Origin of the sequence: Cognatishimia coralii (assembly GCF_037478305.1) — a bacterium.
In the GTDB taxonomy this organism is placed as follows: domain Bacteria; phylum Pseudomonadota; class Alphaproteobacteria; order Rhodobacterales; family Rhodobacteraceae; genus Cognatishimia; species Cognatishimia coralii.
Map to the genome: position 1 here is coordinate 76,064 of NZ_JBBGAZ010000007.1, position 23,803 is coordinate 99,866.

The 23,803-nt window shown below is 56.5% G+C and carries 21 protein-coding genes; 11 read left to right on the top strand and 10 right to left on the bottom strand.

The features are described from left to right. Window positions 1-137: 137 nt before the first annotated feature. The 5 genes from WG622_RS13140 to WG622_RS13160 all read right to left on the bottom strand — a co-directional run bounded on the left by WG622_RS13140 (window position 138) and on the right by WG622_RS13160 (window position 6,338). Complete coding sequence (locus WG622_RS13140) at window positions 138-1,184, bottom strand: ABC transporter ATP-binding protein (RefSeq protein ID WP_339404022.1); 1,047 nt, start codon at window positions 1,182-1,184, stop codon at window positions 138-140. Next, window positions 1,184-2,455, bottom strand: coding sequence for an MGH1-like glycoside hydrolase domain-containing protein (locus tag WG622_RS13145; RefSeq protein WP_339404023.1), 1,272 nt, complete (start codon window positions 2,453-2,455; stop codon window positions 1,184-1,186). The genes WG622_RS13140 and WG622_RS13145 overlap by 1 nt, the downstream gene beginning before the upstream one ends. After that, window positions 2,452-3,666: a carbohydrate ABC transporter permease gene (locus tag WG622_RS13150; protein WP_339404024.1), complete on the bottom strand. Its 1,215-nt coding sequence runs from the start codon at window positions 3,664-3,666 to the stop codon at window positions 2,452-2,454. Before WG622_RS13150 ends, WG622_RS13145 begins: the two co-directional genes overlap by 4 nt. Next, window positions 3,663-4,907 (bottom strand): sugar ABC transporter permease, encoded by a 1,245-nt coding sequence (locus WG622_RS13155; RefSeq protein ID WP_339404025.1) that lies wholly within the window; start codon window positions 4,905-4,907, stop codon window positions 3,663-3,665. Before WG622_RS13155 ends, WG622_RS13150 begins: the two co-directional genes overlap by 4 nt. An 81-nt stretch (window positions 4,908-4,988) precedes the next feature. Beyond that, window positions 4,989-6,338: an ABC transporter substrate-binding protein gene (locus WG622_RS13160; RefSeq protein WP_339404026.1), complete on the bottom strand. Its 1,350-nt coding sequence runs from the start codon at window positions 6,336-6,338 to the stop codon at window positions 4,989-4,991. Window positions 6,339-6,661: 323 nt separating this feature from the next. On the opposite strand from WG622_RS13160, the gene WG622_RS13165 reads away from it, so the two are divergent. Both WG622_RS13165 and WG622_RS13170 read left to right on the top strand, forming a co-directional pair. Continuing rightward, entirely contained in the window at window positions 6,662-7,675 is a 1,014-nt protein-coding gene (locus WG622_RS13165; RefSeq protein ID WP_339404027.1) for a LacI family DNA-binding transcriptional regulator, read from the top strand. A gap of 230 nt (window positions 7,676-7,905) precedes the next feature. Next, window positions 7,906-8,334 (top strand): excinuclease ABC subunit B, encoded by a 429-nt coding sequence (locus WG622_RS13170; RefSeq protein WP_339404028.1) that lies wholly within the window; start codon window positions 7,906-7,908, stop codon window positions 8,332-8,334. A 56-nt stretch (window positions 8,335-8,390) separates the two neighbouring features. On the opposite strand, the gene WG622_RS13175 is transcribed toward WG622_RS13170, so the two are convergent. Continuing rightward, entirely contained in the window at window positions 8,391-9,338 is a 948-nt protein-coding gene (locus WG622_RS13175; protein ID WP_339404029.1) for a LysR family transcriptional regulator, read from the bottom strand. 82 nt (window positions 9,339-9,420) lie between these two features. Here WG622_RS13175 and WG622_RS13180 point away from each other — a divergent pair, with 82 nt between their 5' ends. From WG622_RS13180 to WG622_RS13220, 9 genes are all read left to right on the top strand, one after another. After that, complete coding sequence (locus tag WG622_RS13180) at window positions 9,421-10,488, top strand: maleylacetate reductase (RefSeq protein ID WP_339404030.1); 1,068 nt, start codon at window positions 9,421-9,423, stop codon at window positions 10,486-10,488. Window positions 10,489-10,515: 27 nt separating this feature from the next. Next, entirely contained in the window at window positions 10,516-11,790 is a 1,275-nt protein-coding gene (locus tag WG622_RS13185) for an ABC transporter substrate-binding protein (RefSeq protein WP_339404031.1), read from the top strand. Window positions 11,791-11,854: 64 nt separating this feature from the next. Then, window positions 11,855-12,574 (top strand): ABC transporter ATP-binding protein, encoded by a 720-nt coding sequence (locus tag WG622_RS13190; RefSeq protein ID WP_339404032.1) that lies wholly within the window; start codon window positions 11,855-11,857, stop codon window positions 12,572-12,574. Further along, window positions 12,574-13,281, top strand: a complete 708-nt coding sequence (locus WG622_RS13195) for an ABC transporter ATP-binding protein (protein WP_339404033.1) — start codon at window positions 12,574-12,576, stop codon at window positions 13,279-13,281. The genes WG622_RS13190 and WG622_RS13195 overlap by 1 nt, the downstream gene beginning before the upstream one ends. Beyond that, a complete protein-coding gene (locus WG622_RS13200) occupies window positions 13,278-14,141 on the top strand; it encodes a branched-chain amino acid ABC transporter permease (RefSeq protein WP_339404034.1) in 864 nt (287 codons plus the stop codon). Before WG622_RS13195 ends, WG622_RS13200 begins: the two co-directional genes overlap by 4 nt. Further along, the gene (locus tag WG622_RS13205; protein ID WP_339404035.1) at window positions 14,141-15,199 is read left to right on the top strand and encodes a branched-chain amino acid ABC transporter permease; all 1,059 of its coding nucleotides are present in this window, start codon (window positions 14,141-14,143) and stop codon (window positions 15,197-15,199) included. The genes WG622_RS13200 and WG622_RS13205 overlap by 1 nt, the downstream gene beginning before the upstream one ends. A 2-nt stretch (window positions 15,200-15,201) precedes the next feature. Next, complete coding sequence (locus tag WG622_RS13210) at window positions 15,202-16,956, top strand: FAD-dependent oxidoreductase (protein WP_339404036.1); 1,755 nt, start codon at window positions 15,202-15,204, stop codon at window positions 16,954-16,956. Window positions 16,957-16,963: 7 nt separating this feature from the next. Beyond that, on the top strand, window positions 16,964-17,845 hold the full coding sequence (locus WG622_RS13215; protein WP_339404037.1) for an intradiol ring-cleavage dioxygenase: 882 nt from the start codon (window positions 16,964-16,966) through the stop codon (window positions 17,843-17,845). Window positions 17,846-17,958: 113 nt separating this feature from the next. Further along, window positions 17,959-18,585 carry a DUF1415 domain-containing protein gene (locus tag WG622_RS13220; protein WP_339404038.1) on the top strand — a complete coding sequence of 209 codons (627 nt, stop codon included), beginning with the start codon at window positions 17,959-17,961 and terminating at the stop codon, window positions 18,583-18,585. A gap of 14 nt (window positions 18,586-18,599) precedes the next feature. Here WG622_RS13220 and WG622_RS13225 read toward each other — a convergent pair whose 3' ends face one another. The 4 genes from WG622_RS13225 to WG622_RS13240 are packed head-to-tail and all read right to left on the bottom strand — an operon-like array spanning window position 18,600 to window position 23,761. Then, entirely contained in the window at window positions 18,600-20,279 is a 1,680-nt protein-coding gene (locus tag WG622_RS13225) for a dipeptide ABC transporter ATP-binding protein (RefSeq protein ID WP_339404039.1), read from the bottom strand. Window position 20,280: 1 nt separating this feature from the next. Then, window positions 20,281-21,186, bottom strand: coding sequence for an ABC transporter permease (locus WG622_RS13230; RefSeq protein ID WP_339404040.1), 906 nt, complete (start codon window positions 21,184-21,186; stop codon window positions 20,281-20,283). Further along, the gene (locus WG622_RS13235) at window positions 21,183-22,157 is read right to left on the bottom strand and encodes an ABC transporter permease (protein ID WP_339404041.1); all 975 of its coding nucleotides are present in this window, start codon (window positions 22,155-22,157) and stop codon (window positions 21,183-21,185) included. The genes WG622_RS13230 and WG622_RS13235 overlap by 4 nt, the downstream gene beginning before the upstream one ends. Before the next feature lie 23 nt (window positions 22,158-22,180). Continuing rightward, window positions 22,181-23,761: an ABC transporter substrate-binding protein gene (locus tag WG622_RS13240; protein WP_339404042.1), complete on the bottom strand. Its 1,581-nt coding sequence runs from the start codon at window positions 23,759-23,761 to the stop codon at window positions 22,181-22,183. Window positions 23,762-23,803 lie beyond the last annotated feature (42 nt).

Consider the following 23,803-nt stretch of genomic DNA (forward strand, 5'->3'; position numbering starts at 1 on the left):
GGGAAACTCGAGAGGCCTCCGGCGCAAACCGGAGGCCTCATTGTGCTGCAATTTCGACGCGACCTTTAAATAGTCCTTCAGTTGAAACGGACTATCGTTGTGCTACGCACTAAAGTCGGCCCTACGCGCAAACTTTATTAAACTGCAGCCCCATCCGAGCTAAAAAAGTGCACGTGCTCTGATTGGAACGACAGTCCCACCTTTTGGCCTACTTCGTAGGTTTCTCCGCCACCAACACGCACGTTTAGAACGCCCAAGGGACCGCAATTGACGAATACAAAACAATCGGCACCGAGGTATTCGACAACCTCGACTTCACCGTCGCACTGCCCAGAGCCGACGTCGCAGAAGGTAATATGCTCGGGACGGATGCCAACATGGGCAGGCTGACCTGATCCCGTGTATTTTCCGCCTCGTGCGCCTTCCAGTTGGTAATCTGATCCACTGAAGGAACAGCCCATCACGTTCATCTTCGGTGACCCGATAAACTGCGCCACAAACAAGTTGGCCGGGGAATTGTAGAGTTCTCGTGGCGTTCCGACCTGCGCGATTTGACCCGCGTCCAGCACAACAATCCGGTCCGCCAATGTCATAGCTTCGACCTGATCGTGGGTGACGTAGATCATCGTTGTTTCCAGAGACCGGTGAAGTTTTGCGATCTCCAGACGCATGTCTACGCGGAGGGCGGCATCCAGATTGGACAGCGGTTCATCGAACAAAAACGCAGTCGGAGCCCGCACGATGGAACGCCCGATCGCGACACGCTGACGTTGACCGCCCGACATGTCTTTGGGTCGCCGGTCCAGCAGCGGCTCAAGTTTCAGAACCCTTGCGGCTTCTTCAACTTTTTCTTTAATTTCTGATTTCGGAGCGCCGGCCGTTTTCAGGCTGAAGCCCATATTATCGCGCACGGACATATGCGGATAGAGCGCGTAGGATTGGAACACCATCGACAAGCCACGTTTTGACGGAGGCTGATCCGTGACGTCAGTGCCGTCCAGAACAATCGCACCGCGTGACGTCTCTTCCAACCCGCCGATCATTCTAAGTAAAGTGGATTTGCCGCAGCCCGATGGTCCGACAAAAATGATGAACTCACCGTCTTTGATATCCAGGTCAATGCCTTTGATAACCTGAAGTTCGCCGTACCATTTTTCGACGGCTTTCAATTCGATCGCGCCCATTATTTGTCTCCTACAGAAGATGACGCCCAGGCCAGCCAAACCGCAGCGGTCCAGGAAAATGTGCCGCCCCCGGCGGGCGAACCTGTCTCGGGGTGGAAATACTCGGCAAAGCCGTGTTCCGCGATCAGCGCGCGCGTCCGAATGCGCAGCGTTTCGGCCTCTTCCTGATGGCCCATGTCCTGCAAGCCGATGCCGATGAGCGCATTCATGATGGCCCAAGTTGGTCCGCGCCAATAGCGCATGCCGTCAAACAAAGGCGATGTCTTTGCCAGGCTGGGAATAGGGTAGGTGTTATTGGCCAGTTCCTGGCGGATCGCCTCAAGAGAGGCTTGATCTTCCATGCCCGCATACCACACCAAGAAGGTCGCCGAGGTGACGTGGCCAGTGTGTTCGCCCGAGCGCAGGTTGATTGCGTTGAACAGACCGGTGTCCGGATTGCGCAGCGACTGCGCGCCTTTCATGAGCCGCTCGGACCAAGCGTCGACTTCGGATGTATCCATCCCCATTGCGTTCATCATGAACGAGAGGTCCTTGTTCGCACGTAGCAGGATGAAGGTGAGGGTCGGATCCGCGACCATGAAGGGGCGGTCTCTGGAGAGTTCTTCTTCGTTCCAGCGACGTTCACGCCCACGATAGACCAGCCACAAATACCGGTCGTATTCGTCTTTGGTCGGGCGCATGGCGGGATCCACATGCGAGGTGTCGCGTCGCGAATATTCGCCCACGCCCTCTGGATTGATCATGGCCATAGAGCTGTCCCAATCCGGGCTATTGTCGCGCCCAGCTTCCCATGGGTGGGTTAAGAACACGGCACCTTCGCTTGAGGTACGCCATTTCATGAACCATGCGTGCCAGGCTTTGATCTTTGGAAGCAGAGCCGCAACGCGTTCCGCTCCAAAGTCCTTGTTTTGCTCCCAGACGCTGCGCACGAAAGTCGCGGCCACCGGCGGTTGGCTAATGCCGCCTGAGGGAATGGGGCCAATGCCTTCGGTGCCCCAGACATCAGGGCCCGGGAAGTAATCAGGGTCGTTCTGGCGAAACAAGATGTGCGGCACCATGCCGTTTGGCCATTGGCCGGAAAACAGCGTGTCAAACTCTTGCCAGGCGCGCTCGACATCGAAGGTGCTAAAGCCCCAACCGCAAAAGGCGCTGTCCCAATTCCACTGGTATGGATAGAGACCTTCGGTTGGAATGGTATATCCACCGCGATCATTGGCGATCAGAATATCTCGTGCACGTGCGTCCAGTGCGGCGTTGTCGTGGTTGCTCATCCTTTGACACTCCCTGCGGTCAGTCCTTTGGTCATGAAGCGTTCAAGTCCAAGGAAAAGGGCCATAATTGGTAAAGTTGCGATCACTGCGCCGGCCATAAGGTGCTGCCGTGGAACTTCGGAAGAGTTCAACGAGGCAACGCCGCGCGTCAGTGTGAATTTCGATGGATCGTCCAGAAGCATGAGCGCGAGGAGGAATTCGTTCCAGGCGATCATGAACACGTAGAGGCTCACCGAGGCAAGCGCTGGCAGCGCAAGGGGCAGGGTGATTTTCCAGATCACAGCCAGGCGGGACAGACCGTCCATGAGGCCTGCTTCCTCGACCTCAGCGGGAAGGCCTCGAAAATAGCCTTGCAGCATGTAAAGCGCGACGGGGATCGTTGTTACCGGGTAGATCAGCACAATGCCCAGAATCGTGTTGCGCAAGCCTGTCATCGAAAACACGATATAGATTGGCAGGGCGAGGACGATCATTGGAACCATATAGATCAGCAAGATAGACCGGCCAAAAGCGGCACGCCCCCTAAAGCGCAGCCGCGCCACGGCATAGGCCCCGGGAATAGAGAAGGCGAGCGTGATGAAGACAGTGATCACCGAGACGTAAAAGCTCGTCCACAGATAAGAGCCGAACCCGAAATCCCCGAAGAGTTCAAAGTAGCTGCGGAACAGGCCCAGCCCTTTAGACAGATCAATCGTGAAGTCGAGCGGGTTCTGCAAAAGCTCTTGCTGGTTTTTCAGGCTGGTCATGACCATGACGTAAAAAGGTACAAGCACAATCGTCGTGAAGAAGATATAGCCAAACCCGGTAAGGAAGCGGATCACGGCCTCTTCGAATTCGTGCTTATCGACAGGGCCGGGCACAAGGCTGTCCAAAATCACCAGCAACGGCCAGGCGGTGAAGATCGCGAAAAGCACATTTGCCACGATCAGCATCGTTGGTGACACATTCTCGCCGACCAAGATCGCGCCAAATCCCGCAAGGCTTACAATGACGGCCACCACAGAAAACGCCAAGGAAAGCAGGCGCTTGTCTCGGAAGAAGAGGGTGGTCAGGCCAACACCCAGGCCAAGGACAAGGCTTGACCAGAAGGAGGGACGAAAAGGGTCGCCCGTCGAAAAGGACATGATGACAGCGACAATGATTGCGATCGTGAAGGCCCAGAACCAGCCAATGATTGCAGCCGTCAGATATCCGTTGCGCATGGAGATCATAGCCCTTCCTCCCGGCTCATGAACTTGAAGAAGAAGATCGAGAACACCAGCAAGAAGCCAAAGATCACAACAGCCACCGCCGCGCCCGCGCCAATGTTAGAGATCGCGAAGGCCTGTTCATATACGTTGACGGTCAAGGTCCGCGTGCCGGCATTGCCGCCTGTCAGCAAAAAGATGTCGTCGAACTTGTTAAACGTCCAGATGAAGCGCAGCAGGAACAGGACGCTCAGAATGCCAAGCAGCATCGGCAGGCTCAGGTACCAGAACTTCTGAAACGGGCTGGCCCCATCCATATCCGCCGCCTCATACATATCGGTATCAATGGACTGCATGCGGGCAAGGATGAACAGGAAGGACAGCGGGAAATAGCGCCAGATCTCAAACACGGTCACCATGATCAAAGCCTGCGGACGTTGTCCGAAAAAGTTGATCGGACTGTCAGCGACGCCCATCTGCACAAGCAAGGCATTAACCGAGCCTGAGAAGGGGTCAAACAGCGTCACCCACGAGAAGGCCACGGCAATGACAGGAGCCACATAAGGGAACAGATAAAGCCCCCGCACGATACCCTTGCCTCGGAATTCCTTGTTCAAAAGCAGCGCGGCAAAGAGGCCGACGACCAACGCGCCGACGGTGCCCACAATCGTGTAGAACATCGTGGCATAGAGGACGGCCCAAAACTCGCGACCATCGAAGATGCGTGCAAAGTTCTCGAGTGTGAATTCTGAGTTTGTGAGAATATTGTCGCCACGCCCCGTGGCCTTGGTTGGGGTCGCGCCCAGGTCCGGATCTGCGTCCAGAAAAGCCTGGCTAACTTTCACATCGATTTCGATGTTTTCGCGCTGACCGCCTTCAAAATCGCCCAAATCGCAGAAGAGCGACAGGTTATCCAAGGTGCAACGTTCATCTACGGCAACAATGGTCAGGCCTTCTGGCAACGTGTCGGAAATTGTGACGCCGGTCAGGACTTCTTTCTGGCTCGAGTTACGCACCCGATAGCGCAAGGTCGCGTCATCACCAGCTTCAGCAGGGCGTCCCCGCAGCTGTTCGCGCACGACGGTTTCAGGTGGGCGAAGGTCTTCGAGGCCGATGGGCTTAAAACTTACCCAAAAGATCGCAAGGAGCGGGAGGATGACCACAAGGGACACTGAGAAGATTGTAGGGAACAGCAAGCCCCAGGCCAGTCGCGCCTCGCGCTTGGCTAGCGGCCCTGCACCAGTGGGTGGCACAGCACTCGTCATCTCGTGATCTCCGAAAGAAACAGGTTGGTTTGGGATCAGGCGGCGACGATCGGCCGCCGCCTGAAGGTTCTGAGGAGAAAGTTACTCTAGCTCAGAGAGTTCCGCATTCATTTTTGCCACAGCGTCGGTCGCGCTGATGGTCCCGTCGATGTACTCGCGGGTCACACGGTTGATTGCTTGGCTGTTGATGATCTTGGACGCGAGGCCCAGTTGACCCTCGGACACACCCCAGCGCTGACCAACATCCAGACCGGACACGATGTTCGCGATCACGTCAGCCGGATACAGCTCGGACAGTGGCGCGCGGCGGTCAACACCAACGTCCAGTTTGGACCAGCCGTCGATATAGGCGGTTGGGTTTTCCGCGGTCCCGTTGCGAATTGGGAATTTGCCCTCAGGCGCGATGGCCAGAGTATCGAGATACCCTTCGCTGACTGCAAATTCGACAAAGTCCTGCGCGGCTTCGGTGTCAGCGTCTGCAGTGATACCGAAGTAACGCGTATCCGCCCATGCTGCACCAGCAGGGTTGGATGGGCCAGCAAAGTTGGTGATGAAGCCAGTTGCATTCGCCAGCTCACGCGATGTTGGGTCGTCATTGATGGTCACAGGCGCTGCATCACGCAGACCTGCCAGCTCGTCCATGATGAACGGAGACCAGATGATCATCGCCGCTTGGCCCGCGAAATAAAGTTCGCGAGACTGTTTCCAGTACAATTCGCCAGGAGGGGAGGCTTCTGCGATCGCTTTGTAGAATTCCAGCGCTTCTACAGTTTTCGCTTCGTCAAAGCCCGAGAAACCGTTCTCGTCCACCGGTGTCGCGCCGTTCGCAAGCAGAACATGCTCCAGAACCTGGCTCATGAAGCCTTCGTCAACCTTGGTTGCGGCCACAAAGCCGAACATTTCCGGTGGGTTGTGCAATGCCTCAACCGCGGCCAGCACGTTGGCATAGGTCGTTGGCGCGGCAAGGCCTTTTTCTTCAAAGAGATCTTTGCGGTAGACAACCATTTGGGTCCAGCCATCGACCGGAACACCCGCAACGCCATCATCAGTCTGTGCCATTGCGACGCCGCCTGGCGCGAAGGTATCTGCGCCCAAGGACTCCAGGACTTCTTGCGCAGCTTCGGCATCCAGAATGCCCGCTTCAACCCATGGCAACGCATGCTGCAGTGGGAAGTAGATCACGTCTGGAAGGTCGCCGGCCGCGAAGGCTGCGGTGGCCCGCGTGCTGTATTCGCCTTCGTCAACAGGGATCATCTCCACTTTGACGCCGGATGCCGCCTCGTAATCTGCGGCCATTTGCTGTTGGCGCTCAAGGCGCGCAGGCTGCGTTTCTGTCGTCCAAACGCGGATCTCTTGCGCAACTGCAGCGCTTACAGATGCAATAAGTGCCAGGCCGGAAACGGCGCCGGCCAGTCTAAAATTAAAGGACATTCCTCTCTCCCTATCTGTGGTCCGCCTTCGCGAGATCCACTTTTGCAACACGGCGCTCACTCCCGAACACCATCAGTTTGCTGTGCTTAGGTCCGGCAGGATTGTGCAATTGCAGCATCAAGCCGACTCGGATCCAAGTCGAGATAAAGGTGATGCAACGTTTAACCAAAGTCAATCATATGTTCGCGTAATTTCTTCAGAGCTCCGTCCTTTGAGGGCCTTTAATATTGATTAATAAAGGGAATAATGTTAAATAATTCGAGGTGAAATGGTACAACGTTTTGTCGTTTTGATCCTATTTGTGCGAGATTGGGGCAGGGAAGATGACGAAAAAACCGACTCTGGCAAACGTCGCCAATCAGGCCGGTGTTTCCATCGCGACCGCCAGTCAGGTGCTGCGTGGTACCGGGAGAATTTCTGATACCACTCGAAATTTGGTGAAGGCAGCAGCCAAAAAACTGAACTACGTTCCAGACGCAAGAGCAGCTTCTATGCGGTCTGGCGCCAACCATGAAATTGGCCTGTCCATTCACAAGATCGCAAACCGTTTCAATGCCGAGATTATTAGCGGTGCCAGTGATTTGCTGGAAGACGAGGGCTATCTTTTGTCGGTGCTTGATGCGCGCGACGACGTGGTGCGCCAGAGAAAACAGCTTGAAGCGTTCATTCGTTCCTCTCGTGGTGGGCTGATTTGGGTTCCCGCGGCTGACACGCCTGAATCGACCTTTGATCTATTGAACACGCATGGTTTGCCTAGCGTTACCTTTCTGAGGCGGCCGGAATTCGGAGAACTTGATCACGTCGGTATTGAGAACGCGGCTGCAACATTTGCCGCGACCAATCATCTTTTGGATTTGGGGCACACCAAAATTGCCTATCTGGGTGGCGAAGCGAATGTGGATGTGCGTTCTGAACGTATCGAGGGCTGTCGCAAGGCGCTCAATGCCCGGGGGATCGATGACATCCACATTGTTGACTGTCAGGACAGCCGCTCTGCTGGTATCGAAGCCATGCACAATTTGATGAAGAAGCATCCTGAGGTAACGGCGGTTGTGTGTAACGGCGACATGGTTGCGATTGGTGCCAGCTTGGCGATCGGTCAAGTTGGTATGCGCCCGGGCCGCGAGATTTCCGTCGTCGGATTTGACGACACGCCAGATGCAAAATACGCGACCTATCCGCTGACCACATTGGCCGTTTCGCCTTATGAGCTGGGCCGAAAACTTGCGCGTGTTTTGTTGGAACGTATGAATGAACCGAATATGCCGCCGTCCACGACATTGGTTCCAGCGAAATTGGTAGAGCGTGAAACAACAGGGGCGCCACCAGCAAAGTGAGCAAGGTCCCGGAGCGGCGCGGATTTTGAACATTGGTCCAAATCTGCAGGCGCATCAGTTGAGGATAGCGCGCGTGGATGGGACTCCAATTTGAAAACTGTTCGGCACCAATTGGGTGCTTCGAATGTCGATCTGCCTAAACAGGGGGGTATCGACAGGGGCGATTTTCCACGGTTGATCGACCGATGCGCGGCTCTTGCCTGATTGGGTCTCTAGTCTAAGTTTCAAGTATGCGCTTTTTCGTTCTTTTCTTGCTGTTTCCCATTCCAGCTCTCGCGTGGGAATTCTCGCCAGATCCAATTTGCACGCTTTTTCACCAAAACCCGTCTGCACAGATCACTGTAACTTTTGATCCCGAGCCTTCGCAGTATCAACTTTCGATCACTCTGGAAGGCAGGAATTGGGATCCGGCTCCGAACTTCGGTATGGCCTTTGACGGAGGGCAAGCGCTTACGATTGGAACCGACCGACAGTTGATCCAAGGGAGTACATTGAGTGTGTCGGACAGCGGCTTTGGAAATGTCCTAAACGGACTCGAGTTTAATCAGCGGGTGACGGCTTTCACCCCAGACCTTGCGGTGTCTTTCAGTTTGGAAGGCGCAGCAGAGCCCGTACAGCAATTTAGAGCCTGCACCGAACCAGTTCCTGCTTTGTCGTAGGACATGTGTATCAGCGGAATAGAACGCAGTTTTCTAGCGCCTAATACATTGAATTTCTAAGCTCTCCACACTTCCGTGCGTTGGCGCTCGGTGATGGCGCGAGACAAGCTTTGAAACTGAAGCGATACATTTTTGACGAACTGTCGAACCGCTGGTGTTCGGTCATTTTCCGTTTTCATCAGCAGGCCAAGTTCGCGTTTTGGATGCTGAATGCGGATCGGTAGCGCGTGGATGACCTTGCCAGGGTGCATGAAGACCACCGAATAGGGCAAGACGGTCATAGCGTCTGAACCGGCCAAAATCGTGATAATTGACGACAGGGACCCACCCGAATAACTCACTTTGAAATCAGTGATCCCAATGCTGCGCAACACATCGCGCAAGTCTTGATACAACGGGCTTCCTGCAGGTTGGGTGATCCAGGGGTATTCTGAAATATCCTCAAGCCGCAGGTTCTTTTTGCGCGCGAGAGGATGCCCCGAGCTACAGGCGATCACATTTCGCCCCTTTAGGAATGGGTGAAATTCAAACCCATCTGGCACATCTTCGTCAAGCATCGGGCATATGCCCAGATCAATCGTGCCCAGCTCTAACCGGTCTATCAGTTCTGAGGCATAGCCATAGCTTTGATCCACACGCACGTCGGGGTGGTTTTGCTGAAACCCGGCGATGATGTTGGAAATCACCCCATCCATGAAAATCGGAGACCCCGCCACGCGCACGCTGCCTGCCTGCCCGCGCGTGAAGCGATCCACAATGTCTTCGGCGGCTTGGGTCGCCAGATGAATGGCGCGTCCTTCATCGGCCAACCTGCGCCCGAGTTCCGTTGGCCTTAGAGGGCGGCGTCCTTTCTCAAAAAGGGGCTCATTCAGCCGCTGTTCAAGGTTGGACACCACACGCGAGAGGCTGGGTTGCGTCTTGCCCAAAGCCAGCGCGCCTTCGCTCAGACCGCCTTCATCGACGATGGCTGCCAGTATTCTGAGGTGGTTTGGGTCTATTTGCATAACAAAAAGGTATATTGTTGATCGCTAATTTTATCAACTTGCGAATTTGTGTCGCCTAGCTTTGCAGTAAGGAGGCCCGAATATGGCACAAGCGCTTAGACAAGAAGACTTTGATTCAGTGCGCGTCCGCGACGGCGCAGGACTTCGGTTTGAGGTCGCGGATGAAGTCGCCCGCCTTGGGTGCACGAAGGCCTTGGTGCTGTCGACACCGCAGCAATGCGACCTCGCGTTAGAGATCTGCGAAGCGCTTGGGGATGCCGCCGCTGGGGTCTATTCCAAGGCCGCAATGCACACGCCGGTGGATGTCACCGAGGATGTATTAAGTCATTTGTCTCTGTCCGGTGCCGATTGTTTGGTCGCAGTCGGAGGCGGGTCCACCGTTGGTTTGGGCAAGGCGCTGGCCTATCGGACGGGCCTGCCGCAGATCACGATCCCCACCACATACGCTGGCAGCGAAGCCACGCCCATTCTTGGGCAAACGGAGAACGGGGTCAAAACGACCCTGACGGACGCCAAAGTTCTGCCGAGCGTTATTCTTTACGACCCCGAACTTGTCGCCACATTGCCCGTTGGCATGACCGTGACATCTGGTCTGAACGCGATGGCCCATGCCGCCGAAGCGCTTTATGCGGAAAACCGCACGCCCGAGACCACGAATTTGGCGATCCAAGGTTTGAAAGATTTGGCGCAGGGCATGCCGAAAGTGGTGCAAGCCCCGGACGACCTTGACGCACGCGCACTAACTCAGCGCGGAGCCTGGGCCTGCGGCACTGTGCTTGGTCGCGTTGGCATGGCGCTGCATCACAAGCTTTGCCACACGCTGGGCGGGACGTTTGATCTGCCCCATGCTGATACGCATGCGATCATTCTGCCGCATGCGATTGCTTATAATGCACGCGCTGTGGCCGAAGAACTGGCCCCGATCACCGAGGTCTTGGGCGGCGAGAACGCAGGGCGGGCGCTTTATGATTTTGGCAAGTCGCTTGGGGCTCCGTTGGCGCTGAAATCGCTGGGGATCACTGAGGCCGATCTGGATCACGCAGCCGATCTCGCGGTGCAAAAACCCTATCCAAATCCACAACCTGTAACGCGCGAAGACATTCGCGCGCTGCTGCAATCTGCTTGGGCCGGAAACGTTCCGGCATTCTAAGACCACGTCATTTTGGGAGGAAAGACGATGATCACCAGACGTAAACTACTCAAGACATCCGCGGCGAGCGGTCTGACCCTGGCCGCCGGTGGCCTTGCGGCCCCGGCGCAGTCCATGGGCGCAAAGATCAAGCTGGGCTATGTCAGCCCGCAATCCGGTCCCTTGGCTGCATTTTCCGAGGCGGATAGCTTTATAATCAACGGCTTTATGAAATCCGCAGCAGGTGGGGATTTCGAAGTCATCGTCAAGGACAGCCAGTCCAACCCCAACCGTGCTGCCGAAGTCGCCAAAGAGCTGATCCTGGACGATGAAATCGACATGATGCTCGTGGCCTCGACCCCTGAAACTACCAACCCTGTCGCGACGACTTGCGAGGCCGAGGAAATCCCGGTGATCTCGACCGTTGCGCCGTGGCAGCCTTATTTCATTGGCCAGCAGGGTAACCCTGGCGATCCGGGATCCTGGGAGCCGTTTGATTACTCGTTCCACTTCTTCTGGGGTCTTGAGGACGTGATCTCTGTTTTCACCGCTATGTGGAACCAGCTCGATACCAACAAACAGGTCGGTGGGCTGTTCCCGAATGACGGGGACGGAAACGCTTGGGGCGATCCAAATGTTGGCTTCCCGCCCGCCTTGGCCGCCCAAGGCTATGGTCTGACGGATCCGGGTCGCTATCAGAACCTGACCGATGATTTCACCGCGCAGATCAATGCCTTCAAACAGGCCAATGCCGACATCATCACAGGCGTGCCGATCCCGCCGGATTTCACCACCTTCTGGACCCAGATGAAGCAGCAGGGCTTTACGCCGAAAGCGGCCTCTATTGGCAAGGCGATCCTCTTCCCGCAAGCGGTCGAGGCGCTGGGCGATCAGGGTCATAACCTGTCTTCCGAGGTCTGGTGGTCTCCGAGCCATCCGTTCGCCTCATCCCTGACCGGCCAATCCGCCGGAGACCTCGCGGGGGCCTATACCGCAGCCACTGGCAAGCAATGGACCCAGCCGATCGGCTTTGTGCATGCGCTGTTTGAGATGGCTGCTAATGTCATGGGGCGTGTGGATGACACCGGCGACGCGGATGCGGTAGCCGAAGCCATTGCCGCAACCGAGCTGCAGTCCATCGTCGGCCGCATCGCCTTTGACGGCGCAGGCTTGCCGCCATTTGCGGCCAAGAACGTGGCGAAAACCCCGCTGGTGGGTGGCCAATGGCGTCTGAAAGACGGCGGTGGCTATGACCTCGTGATCGTGGACAATTCTGATCATCCAAACATCCCGACCGGCGGGTCGATGGAAGCGATCAGCTAAGCTCCTCCTCCTCTGCGGCGCGCGAGTTGTGCGCGTCGCAGTCCTTTCTTCTCTGGGAATTCCTATGTCGATTTTGGCGCTCAAAAACGTATCCAAAAGCTTTGGAGCCTTGAAGGTGACAGACAGCGCGAGCTTTGATGTCCCGCAGGGGCAGGCGTTGGGGATCATCGGGCCGAATGGGGCCGGGAAATCTACGCTGTTTAACCTGATCACCGGCAACCTTAAAGCGGATGAAGGCACGATCCATTTCGATGGGCGTGACGTCACCAATGTGTCGGCGATGGAGCGTTGTCTGACGGGCATAGGGCGCTCGTTCCAAATCCCGCAACCCTTTGAGAAGATGACGGTTTATGAAAACCTCTTGGTTGCCGCCACTCATGGTCGCAACCAATCCGAGGGTGAGGTTCAGCACGCCTGCGCCACGGTTCTTGAACAAACCGAGATGTTGCGGCGGGCGAATACACCGGCAGGTCAGCTCAGCCTTTTAGAACGCAAACGGCTAGAGCTGGCACGTGCCATGGCGACGGAACCGAGGCTCTTGTTACTGGATGAAATCGCGGGCGGTCTGACCGAAGGCGAATGTCAGGCGTTGATCCAGACCATCAAAGACATTCACGCCCAGGGCGTCACGATCATCTGGATCGAACATGTGCTGCATGCGCTGACCTCTGTGGTCGAGCGGCTCTTGGTTCTGGACTTTGGCAAGGTGATCGGCATCGGAGACGCGGACGAAATCATGGCCAGCCGCGAAGTCAAAGAAATCTATCTGGGGATTGATGTCTGATGGCCTTGCTCGCGACACATAATCTGACCGCTCACTATGGCGACTTCCAAGCGCTCTTTGGCGTGGATATCGAAATCAACGAGGCCGAGACCATCGCTATCATCGGCGCGAATGGGGCAGGGAAGACGACCCTCATGCGCTCGATCTCGGGCGTGCTGCGCAATGCACCACAGATGGTGCGCCTCGAGACCGCCGAGATCGGAAGCGCTCCCGCCGATGAGATCATGGCGCAGGGTGTTTCCATGGTGCCTGAGGGGCGCAAGCTCTTTCCGTCTTTGACCGTCGAAGAGAACCTTTTGATCGGCACCTACGGACGCAAGATCGACGGGCATTGGACGCTCGAGACGATCTATGACCTCTTTCCGATCCTCAAAGAACGGCGCAATTCGCCGGGCACGGCGCTGTCTGGCGGACAACAGCAGATGGTCGCGATTGGTCGCGCGCTGATGTCCAACCCTCGGGTTCTGCTCTGTGACGAGATCAGCCTCGGCCTCGCGCCGGTGGTGATCAAGGACATCTACAAGAGCATCCCCAAAATCAAAGCCGCTGGCGCCAGTCTGATCGTAGTTGAGCAGGACATCGGTCAGGCCATGGCTGTCGCGGACCGCGTCTATTGCATGATGGAAGGCCGCATTACTCTGTCGGGCCGCCCAGACGAGCTCAGCCGCGACGACATCCACAACGCATATTTCGGAGCAAGCCATTGATCTGGATCGACACACTCGTTCAAGGCGTCCTGCTGGGAGGGCTCTATGCGCTCTTTGCAGCCGGGCTGAGCCTCGTTTTTGGCATCATGCGGCTGGTCAATCTGGCGCATGGGGATCTGATCGTGATGGGGGCCTATCTGATCCTCGTCCTCGTGACGCTCTTGGGGCTTTCGCCTTTTGTGGCGCTGTTGATCGCCATGCCGCTGATGTTCGCGCTGGGGTGGGTGCTGCAAAAGTTCCTGCTGAACCGCACGCTGGGCGATGACATCCTGCCGCCCTTGCTCGTGACATTCGGCTTGTCGATTGTCCTGCAAAACGCGCTGCTCGAAGGGTTTTCTGCCGACAGCCAGCGGTTGCCGACGGATGCTCTGACAACGGCCTCGATGTCGCTGGGGCCCGTGACTGTCGGCGTCATGCCGCTTCTGACCTTTGCCTCAGCCATCGTGGTGATCGTCGGGCTCAACCAACTGTTTTACCGCACATCGCTGGGCCGAGCCTTCCGCGCTACCTCCGACGATGCGGTGACAGCCAGCCTCATGGGCATCAAGCCCGCCAATATCTTTGCCACCGCCACCGGGCTCGCGCTGGTCATCGTCGCGATCGCAGCACTTTACCTTGGCCTGCGCGCCAATTTCGACCCAAGTGTCGGCCCCGCGCGTCTGATTTATGCCTTTGAGGCGGTCATAATCGGAGGCCTCGGTTCGCTCTGGGGCACGCTGATCGGTGGCATCTTTATTGGCGTCGCCCAGACCGTGGGCGCGGCGATCAATCCCGAGTGGCAAATCCTCTCGGGTCATCTGGCTTTCCTCGCGGTGCTGCTTGTGCGTCCGCGTGGACTTTTCCCAAGGGCGCATGACTGATGAACACCTATGTCGTAGAAACCCGCACCCGCGCGTCCAATGTGACGGCCATCCTTGGCATGGCCCTCGTGATTGCGCTGATCCTTCTGCCGCTTTACGCAGGGCGCAGCACCATTCAGGACATGTTCTTTATCCTGACCATGCTGGTTCTGGCCCAGTTCTGGAATCTGCTTGCAGGCTATGGCGGGCTGGTGAGCATCGGCCAGCAGGCCTTTGTCGGCATGGGCGCCTATGCGCTTTTCGGAGGTGTGATCCTCGCGGGCATGGATCCGGTGCCTGCGATCCTTTTGTCCGGCGTCTCAGCCTTGGTGATCGCGATCCCGACCGCCTTCTTCGCTTTCCGTCTGCAAGGGGCCTATTTCGCCATCGGCACCTGGGTCATCGCCGAAGTCTTTCGCCTACTGCTAGCCCAATGGAAAACGCTGGGCGGGGGGACGGGCACATCTTTGCCGCGCTCGGCCACCAAGGACATGTGGTTTGTCGATGCGATCAAAGCGCTGTTGGACGTCAAAACCTCGGCTGCGCGTGATATCCTTGCCTATTGGCTGGCGCTCTTGCTCGCCTTGGCGACCATCGGGGGCATCTATTGGCTGCTGCGTACGCGGCGCGGCCTGGCCTTGGCCGCCGTGCGCGACAACACCGAAGCTGCGAAATCCGTCGGCGTAGATGCCGGTCGCATGAAGTGGATGGTCTTTCTGACCTCGGCTTTCGGAACCGGCCTCGCCGGAGGTCTCATCTATATGCAAAAGGCCCGGATCTCACCGGATGCGGCTTTCTCTGTCACCGACTGGACCGCCTATGTGATCTTTATCGTCGTGATCGGAGGCATCGGCACAATCGAAGGCCCGATCCTTGGCGTGCTGATCTTCTTTGCCCTGCAATCGCTGCTCGCGGACTTTGGCAGCTGGTATCTGCTGAGCCTTGGTGTGCTTGCAATTGCCATCATGCTCATCGCCCCACGCGGCATCTGGGGGCTGATTTCCGAACGCACAGGGCTGCAACTTTTCCCAATTCGACGTCGCCTGAAGGGCGGCCAACTAGATAACCTGGAGGACTAACCATGGCCGATATGACCACAGATGTTTTGATCATTGGAACGGGGCCTGCGGGCTCGGCCACGGCGGCGCTGTTGTCGACCTATGGCATCGAGAATATGGCCATCAACCGCTATCGCTGGCTGGCCAATACGCCGCGTGCCCATATCACCAACCAGCGCACCATGGAGGTCCTGCGGGATCTGGGGCGCGACGTCGAGGACGAGGCCTATATGCATGCAGCGGGTCAGGATCTAATGGGCGAGAACGTTTTTTGCGAAAGCCTTGCGGGGGAAGAGATTGGCCGCATGAAAAGCTGGGGCACGCATCCTCTGTCAAAGGCCGAGCATCTGCTGAGCAGCCCGACCTTTATGAACGATCTGCCTCAGACCTTCATGGAGCCTTTGCTCTTCAAAACCGCCTGCTCACGCGGCACCCAAGCGCGCATGAGCACGGAATACCTGAGCCATGTGCAAGATGCCGAGGGGGTCACGACGACGTGCCTGGACCGCCTGTCTGGCAAGGAATTCACCATCCGTTCGAAATATCTGGTCGGTGCGGATGGCGGCAATTCGCTCGTGGCCTCAAACGAAGGCCTTGAGATTTCGGGTGCAATGGGCGTCGGCGGGTCGATGAACATTCTGTTCAAAGCCGACCTCAGCAAATACGTCGCGCATCGCCCCTCGGTTCTTTACTGGGTCATGCAGCCCGGCGCAGATGTGGGCGGGATCGGTATGGGGCTTGTCCGTATGGTGCGGCCTTGGAACGAGTGGCTGATTGTCTGGGGTTATGACATCAACGAACCCGCCCCAGAGGTTGACGAGAAAATGGCCACCGATGTGGCACGGCAGTTGGTCGGGGATCCAGAGCTTGAGATTGAACTCATCAGCGCCAACACCTGGACCGTGAACAACGCCTATGCCGAAAAGATGTCCAGCGGTCGCGTCTTTATCATGGGCGACGCGGCGCATCGTCACCCGCCGTCCAATGGGTTGGGCTCGAATACTTCTATTCAGGACTCGTTCAACCTTGCTTGGAAACTGGCGGCGGTGCTGAAAGGCGAGGCCGGAGAGCGCCTGCTGGAGAGCTACAACACAGAGCGCGCACCCGTGGCAAAACAGATCGTCACCCGCGCGAACCAGTCGATTGCCGAGTTCGGCCCGATCTTTGAGGCCTTGGGCATGACCGGCGGCACGGATGTCGAAAAGATCAAAGCCAATATGGACGCGCGCTGTGACACGACAGCAGCCGCCGAAGAGCAACGCGCCGCGCTGCGTGATGCCATAGCCTTTAAGAAATACGAATTCGATGCCCATGGCGTCGAGATGAACCAACGCTATAAGTCAGATGCCATCGTCACCGACGGGCAGATGGAGCCAGATTTCGCTCTGGATGCGGATCTGCATTATCAGCCCACCACATGGCCAGGGGCTCGGATCCCGCATGCTTGGCTCTTTGATGCAGAAGGGGGCAAGCATTCCACACTCGACATCACCGGAGGCGGCAGCTTTACCCTGCTGACGGGACTGGGTGGAGAAGCCTGGGTCGAGGCTGCCGCGAAGGTTAGCGCAGCGCTGGGCATTACGCTGAAGGCCCATGTGATCGGCCCGCGTCAAACCTATGTTGATCACGTCGGCGATTGGGCCCGTGCCCGCGAAATAGGGGACTCTGGTTGCATCCTTGTGCGCCCAGACCAGCATGTGTGCTGGCGTCAGGAAGCGCTCGCGGATAATCCTGAAGCAGAGCTGACCCGGGTTATGTCCCAAATTCTAGCGAAGTGAGGCTAAGATGAGCGAAGTAAACAAAGGCTATTTCACCGAAGAAAACTCGGCCGATGTCGTGATCAGCCGGATTGCGGACAGCACGGAACCCCGTTTGGCCGAGGTTATTTCGGTGATCACCAAACACCTCCATGCCGCCGTGAAAGAGATCGAACCGACACAAGACGAGTGGCTGACCGCAATCAAGTTCCTGACCGAGACAGGGCATAAGTCAGACGACTGGCGGCAGGAATACATTTTGCTCAGCGACATTTTTGGCGTCTCGATGCTGGTGGATGCGATCAACAACCGCAAACCTTCCGGGGCGTCAGAGTCGACGGTGCTCGGCCCGTTTCATGTGCCGGATGTGCCTGAACTTCCGATGGGGGCGAATATCTGTCTGGACGGCAAAGGGCATCCGATGTTGATCAAAGGACGGATCCTGAACACTGCGGGTGAGCCCGTCGCCAATGCCAAAATCGATGTCTGGCAAACCAACGATGACGGGTTTTACGACGTTCAGCAGAAAGGCATCCAACCTGATTTCAACCTGCGCGGTGTGTTCCGCACCGGAGCTGATGGCACATACCACTTCTGGGGTGCCAAACCGCGGTTTTATCCGATCCCAGATGATGGCCCTGTTGGCAAACTCTTGGGCAGCCTTGGTCGGCATCCATTCCGCCCGGCCCATCTTCATTACATTCTGGAAGCCGACGGGTATGAGACGCTGGTCACGCATATTTTTGACCCTGACGATGAGTACATCCATTCCGACGCAGTCTTTGGCGTAAAGGAAAGTCTGCTGGCCAAGTTCGATCTCATCGAGGATCCAGAACGCATCGCCGCTGAACACCCAGGCGGGCCGTTCTACCAAGTCATACATGATTTTGTCCTAGCGCCGGACGCGTGATAAAGGCAGGTCGTTGCACCCGCGAGACTGTTTGAGCGGGTGCAATCGTCGCTTGACCCTCGCGAACAATTTCTCGGCAGGAGTTTACGAAAAGCCCCCGAATAGTTAGGGCTTTGAGTAAGCTACTTTATGCCAATGAAACTGCCGAGGGCTCGCATATTACAAAACCTGAGTTAGCAACGCTGCCACAGGCTCATCAAGCCGTGGTCAAACTGACCCAACATTGGCTTGAACAGATGGTCGTGGGTTTAAACCTATGTCCGTTCTCCGCGAGCGTCATTGCCCGAGATCAAGTGTATTTTGCGGTGTGTGATGCGGTGGATGATGCCGAAATTCATCAGTTTTATCTGAACGAATTGCAACGCCTGCTCGCAACACATGAAAACGATATCGCCACCAGCTTGCTCATATTTCCCCAGGGCCAGGACGCGTTCGAAGACTATCTCAGTTTACTCGATTGGTTTCAGCAGTTGTTGGAGCAAGCAGAGCTGACGGAGCATATGCAACTCGCTTCGTTTCATCCTCAGTATCAGTTTGAGGGCGTGGCGTCAGAGGATCTAAGCCACTTTACCAACCGCGCGCCCTATCCGACGATACAACTGCTGCGGCAAGATCAGATGACCAAGGTTCTGAGCCATGTTTCAGATCCGCAGAAGATCTATGAGGACAACATTAAAACGCTAGAAAACCTTGGGCGTCGCAAGGTCGAAGGGCTGTGCCCCTGGGGTGTTTCATTGTGAATGTGCCTGGGTCTTCAAAACGTCGGCACAACTGGCGTTAGTGAAAGCAGATCGATCGCATAGTCCGACTTTGGATGGTCAAACACCTGATCCGCGGGTCCGGCCTCTTCAATGCGCCCATTTCGAAGCACCACGACGTCATCTGACATTTGCCGAACAACGGCGAGGTTGTGGCTGATGAACAGAATGGACAATCCGAATTTGGACTGCAAGTCTTTCAAAAGGTTCAGAATTTCCGCCTGAATCGACACATCCAGCGCAGAAGTGGGTTCATCGCAGATCAAGAACCTAGGGCGCGCAAGGAGCGCTCTGGCAACCGCGATGCGTTGCCGCTGCCCGCCGGAGAATTGGTGCGGATATTTATCGATTGCATCCGGAGACATGCCTACAAGTTCCAGCATCGCCGCCGCGATATCGCGTCTTTCTTTGGCGTCAGGAACCAGCCCATAGAGCCACAGAGGTTCAGACAGAATTGCCCCAATTCTGTGGCGGGAATTCAGACTTGAGTAGGGGTCTTGAAAGATCATCTGTACGATCTGACGAGAAGGATGTGTGCGCCCGCGTTTCGTACCGTCTGGCAAAACTTCGTTGCCGAGAGTCATTGTGCCAGCGGTTGGGTTCACAAGACCTGTGATCGCTTTGGCGAGCGTTGATTTCCCCGAACCACTTTCCCCAACCAGACCGGTGATCCCGCCAGGTTTGACCTCAAAACTAACGTCCTTGAGCGCGGTGAACGGGCTTGGTTTGCGCCAGAGTGAGGTTCTTACACCGGGAAAATCGACGCAGAGGCCATCTATCTTTAGCCCAGTCTTGTCTTGCGCCGTCCCCTCCAAGAGCCAGCGCTCGGCGACGTCGCCTAAATCGTCGCCGCCTGTCGTTGGGCTTTCTTTGGGAACTCGAAATCTTTCAAGTTTCCTATCCAACGGCGGCACCGCATCTAGAAGCGCCCGCGTGTATGGATGTTTCGGATTGCCCAGTACCTGTTTTGTCTCGCCAGACTCCAGAAGTTTGCCATGGCGCATCACCGACACGCGATCCGCAATCTGGGCGATGACTCCGATGTCATGCGTGATCAAAATGAAGCCAATTTTGCGGCTTTGGGCCAAACCCTTGATCAGGTCCAGAACCTGACTTTGCACTGCAACATCCAGCGCAGTCGTAGGCTCATCTGCAATGATCAGATCCGGATTGGTGCAGAGCGCAAGCGCAATGAGCACACGTTGACGCATGCCGCCAGAGAACTGATGTGGAAAGGCTGTGATGCGCTCCGACGCGTTTTGGATGCCGATCTCTTCCAGAATATCAACGGCGCGGGCGCGGGCCTCTTTGGTTGAGATATCCTCATGTGCCTGCATGGTCTCGATCAGCTGATCTTCGACGCGCATCAGCGGGTTTAGGCTGGTTTGCGGATCCTGAAAAATCATCGAAATTCGCTTGCCGCGCAGGTGGTGGGCCTCAACCGGGCTTAAACGTCTGAGATCTGTGTCGCCCAATGACATGGACCCTTCGGCGACATATCCAGGCGCTTGAAGTAGCCCGATGATCGCGGCACCGACAGTGGATTTTCCGGCACCGCTTTCTCCGACCAGCCCGTGGATCTCTCCCGGTTTGACAGACATCGTGACGTCTTCGATTGCCGTGATGTCCCCGAAGCGCGAGGGGAAGCGAACAGTAAGGCCTTCGACATTCAGCATATCAACGCAACCTCGGATTAAAGACATCGCGCAGGAAATCCCCGAGGATGTTGATCGAGACCACCAATGCCACAAGGAACAAGGTCGGGATCCACAGGATCCACCATTCTCCAGAGAGCATGAACTGCATGCCGATGCGGATCAGAGTGCCAAGCGAGGGGCTATCTGCAGGCAATCCGATCCCGAGGAACGAAAGAGTGGCCTCCAGAAGGATCGCCGAGGCGAGGTCGACTGTCATGATAACCAACAATGGTCCCAGAATATTGGGCAGGATATGCACGAACATCACGCGGATTGGGCGTTGGCCTGTGATGATCGCGGCCTGCACGTATTCCTTTTGCATTTGCACAAAGGTCGACGCGCGCGCGGTCCGCGCGAAGTTGACCCAAAGCGACAGAGCGATCGCGAGCGTCAGGACGGCTACCCGCAGATCTTGTTGCATTTCCGATGGCAAAACGCCCCGCGCGATACCGTCAATGAGCAAGGCCGTCAGGATCGCAGGCAGCGCCAATTGTATATCCGCGATGCGCATCACGATCATATCAAAACGGCCGCCATAATACCCAGCTGCTAGACCCAAACCGACGCCCAGAACCGTAGCGATGGCCATTGCGGACAGTCCGATGATCAAAGACAATCGCGCGCCGTAAAGGATCGAGGACACCATATCGCGGCCCTGATCGTCTGTACCCAACAGGAACTTCGGATTGCCGAATTCTTCCCAAACCGGTGGCAGTAGCCCGTCCATGAGGCTGAAGGACGCCAAATCATAGGGATTGGCAGGCGCGATGAGGGGGGCAAAGACCGCGCCCAGAATGGACAGGACCGCCACAACCGCCGCGATGATGGCCGCAGGTGATCTTGTGAACAGCCAGAGCCCTTCGTATCGTTTGATGAACTCCCTCATGTCTCATCCTTAATCCGCAGACGCGGGTCAATCGCGACGTACAGAAGGTCAACGATCAGGTTCACGAGGACGAAAAAGAAGGCGATCACGACGAGGTAAACGCCCATGACTGGGATATCGACAAAGCGGATGCTTTCCAGAAACAACAGCCCCATGCCGGGCCATTGAAAAACGCTTTCAGTGACAATCGAAAACGCGATCACGCCGCCAAACTGAAGGCCGATGATCGTGATGACCGGCACCATCGTGTTGGATAGAGCGTGTCTGAAGTAAAGGCTGCGCATCGGCACACCTCGGGCCATCCCAAAGCGGATATAGTCCGAGCGCAGGACCTCCATCATCTCGGCGCGCACAAGCCGCATCGTGAGGGTGAGCTGGTACACTCCCAGCGTGATCGCGGGCAAAAGCAAGGCACGCCAGCCATCTATGGTGAACAGAGAGGACTCCCATCCCCCAATCTGAACAGTGCCGCCGCGCCCAAAAGTCGGCAGCCACCCCAATTGCACGCCGAACAGGAATATCAACATGATCCCGATCACAAACGTGGGGATCGACACACCCACCAATGTGCTCAGCAATATCGATTGGGTCACAAAGCCCCGCGGGCGTAACGCCGTGTAAACCCCCGTCGGAATGCCGACGATCAGGGAAATCAACAAGGCGACCGTGCCAAGTTCCAAAGTTGCGGGAATGCGAGAGGCGATCATCTCGCCGACCGGCTGGCGCGTACGATAGGAAAAGCCGAAGTCGCCTTGCAGAATGTCGCCGGTAAATCGGTAGAACTGCAGCACGAAGGGATCGTTTAATCCCAATTCTTCGCGCAGCCGTTCCTGGTCTTCGATCGCCGTTTCCACGCCGGTCATCTGTGTGATGGGATCCCCCACAAACCGGAATAGGGAAAAGGCAAGAAAAGCGACGGCGATCATCACGAAGACTGATTGGACCAGCCGCTTTAGGATAAAATATGCCATCGCTTTTCTTAGTTTTCAGTGCCTTAGCTCACAGTTACCCAACGCAGCATAAAGAAGTTGTCCGCACGTTGTGTCAGATCAACATTGTCTTTTGCCGCCCAGATCAAGGGCTGGGTATAAAGCGGGATATAAGCCACTTCTTCTTGGGTGATCGCAACGACCTCATCGACCATCGCCTGACGTGCGGCTGGATCGACCTCGCGCTGAATACCCGGCAACAGCTCGTCAACACGTGCGTTGGAATAGCCACCAAAGTTCCAGGACCCCAGTTTCTTTTCAGAGTTCGGCGTCGACATCAGGAAGCGAATTGGGTGCTCCATGTCAAAGGTGCCTGGCGACCAGCCCAGAAGGTACATGTCAAACTCATCCGCACGCAGCTGAGGCCAGTAGTCGCGTACCGGACCGGTGCTAAGTTCGGCATTCAGACCGACAGCCGCAAACATAGAGGCCGCGGCACGGCAGAGCGCTTCGTCGTTGATGTAGCGGTCGTTCGGGCACTTCAGACCAAAGCTGAACCCGTTTGGATAGCCAGCTTCCGCAAGCAGGGCCTTGGCTTTTTCTGGGTCATAGGCCGGGCGTGTAGAATTCGCCTCGGAGTAGCCAGAAATGCCCGCTGGGACCAGCTGCGACGCGCCGTCGATTTTTCCGCGAAACAGAACCCGGTCAATAGAGGCGATGTCGATGGCGTGCGCTGCCGCCATGCGAACGCGTACGTCCTGGAAGGGGTTCGTGCCGGTTACATCGGTCGAATAAAGCAGCTCTTCATGTTCATGGCCAAAGCCGAACATGATCACACGTGTTTCTTCGCCCTCAAGCACTTTGAAACCATCCCGGCTTTCGACCTGCGCAACGTCCTGCAGAGGAATTGGCTGAATGAAGTCGATCTCGCCAGACAAGAGTGCCGCCAAGCCTGTGGCCGCATTGCCGATTGGCGTGAAGGTCGCTTCGGTCACATTGTGCTCGACGTCACCCCACCAGTTGGCGTTTGGAACCAGAACGGTTTTTACACCGGGATCCCGGCTGGCGAGCGTAAACGGCCCTGTGCCATTAACGTTCATCGTCGCGAAGTTTTCCGCATCACGCGCAGGCAGTTCGGCGCCATTCGCCTCTGCCCAGCCTTTATCCAGGATCATGAAGTTGGCGATAGAATCCGGAAACAGAGGGTTTGGCGCGTTGGTGACGAAGTCGACTGTGTAGTCATCAACAACGCGCACCTCTTTGACAGGCGCAAACCAGGACCGGACGTCTGCCGCTTCGCTTGACGCGCGCTGATAAGAGAACATCACGTCCTCTGCATTAAACGCAGAGCCATCCTGGAAGGTGACGCCCTGGCGCAGGTAAAACCGCCATCCGTCTTCGCCATCCAGCGGCTCCCAGGATTCGGCCAGCGAGCCTTCGATTGCCATGCCTTGGTTTCGACGCACGAGGCCTTCGTAGATATTGTTCAGGAACGACAGAACCGGGGCCGAGTTCACGGCATGCGGGTCCATGGTTTGTGGATCAGTATTGGACGCCCACTTAAAACTTTCCGCCGAGGCGCCCGCGGCGCTGACGAGCAACGCCGTGCCGACCAAGGCGCTGCGTTTAAATGTTTGGATACTCATATTTGCACTCCCACCCATGTTGGTAACGTTAACAGCCTCGGC

Excerpts from the sequence above, each read along its gene's own strand:
- WG622_RS13140 (WP_339404022.1), bottom strand. The coding sequence starts at position 1,184 with ATGGGCGCGATCGAATTGAAAGCCGTCGAAAAATGGTACGGCGAACTT.
- WG622_RS13145 (WP_339404023.1), bottom strand. The coding sequence starts at position 2,455 with ATGAGCAACCACGACAACGCCGCACTGGACGCACGTGCACGAGATATT.
- WG622_RS13150 (WP_339404024.1), bottom strand. The coding sequence starts at position 3,666 with ATGATCTCCATGCGCAACGGATATCTGACGGCTGCAATCATTGGCTGG.
- WG622_RS13155 (WP_339404025.1), bottom strand. The coding sequence starts at position 4,907 with ATGACGAGTGCTGTGCCACCCACTGGTGCAGGGCCGCTAGCCAAGCGC.
- WG622_RS13160 (WP_339404026.1), bottom strand. The coding sequence starts at position 6,338 with ATGTCCTTTAATTTTAGACTGGCCGGCGCCGTTTCCGGCCTGGCACTT.
- WG622_RS13165 (WP_339404027.1), top strand. The coding sequence starts at position 6,662 with ATGACGAAAAAACCGACTCTGGCAAACGTCGCCAATCAGGCCGGTGTT.
- WG622_RS13170 (WP_339404028.1), top strand. The coding sequence starts at position 7,906 with ATGCGCTTTTTCGTTCTTTTCTTGCTGTTTCCCATTCCAGCTCTCGCG.
- WG622_RS13175 (WP_339404029.1), bottom strand. The coding sequence starts at position 9,338 with ATGCAAATAGACCCAAACCACCTCAGAATACTGGCAGCCATCGTCGAT.
- WG622_RS13180 (WP_339404030.1), top strand. The coding sequence starts at position 9,421 with ATGGCACAAGCGCTTAGACAAGAAGACTTTGATTCAGTGCGCGTCCGC.
- WG622_RS13185 (WP_339404031.1), top strand. The coding sequence starts at position 10,516 with ATGATCACCAGACGTAAACTACTCAAGACATCCGCGGCGAGCGGTCTG.
- WG622_RS13190 (WP_339404032.1), top strand. The coding sequence starts at position 11,855 with ATGTCGATTTTGGCGCTCAAAAACGTATCCAAAAGCTTTGGAGCCTTG.
- WG622_RS13195 (WP_339404033.1), top strand. The coding sequence starts at position 12,574 with ATGGCCTTGCTCGCGACACATAATCTGACCGCTCACTATGGCGACTTC.
- WG622_RS13205 (WP_339404035.1), top strand. The coding sequence starts at position 14,141 with ATGAACACCTATGTCGTAGAAACCCGCACCCGCGCGTCCAATGTGACG.
- WG622_RS13210 (WP_339404036.1), top strand. The coding sequence starts at position 15,202 with ATGGCCGATATGACCACAGATGTTTTGATCATTGGAACGGGGCCTGCG.
- WG622_RS13215 (WP_339404037.1), top strand. The coding sequence starts at position 16,964 with ATGAGCGAAGTAAACAAAGGCTATTTCACCGAAGAAAACTCGGCCGAT.
- WG622_RS13225 (WP_339404039.1), bottom strand. The coding sequence starts at position 20,279 with ATGCTGAATGTCGAAGGCCTTACTGTTCGCTTCCCCTCGCGCTTCGGG.
- WG622_RS13230 (WP_339404040.1), bottom strand. The coding sequence starts at position 21,186 with ATGAGGGAGTTCATCAAACGATACGAAGGGCTCTGGCTGTTCACAAGA.
- WG622_RS13235 (WP_339404041.1), bottom strand. The coding sequence starts at position 22,157 with ATGGCATATTTTATCCTAAAGCGGCTGGTCCAATCAGTCTTCGTGATG.
- WG622_RS13240 (WP_339404042.1), bottom strand. The coding sequence starts at position 23,761 with ATGAGTATCCAAACATTTAAACGCAGCGCCTTGGTCGGCACGGCGTTG.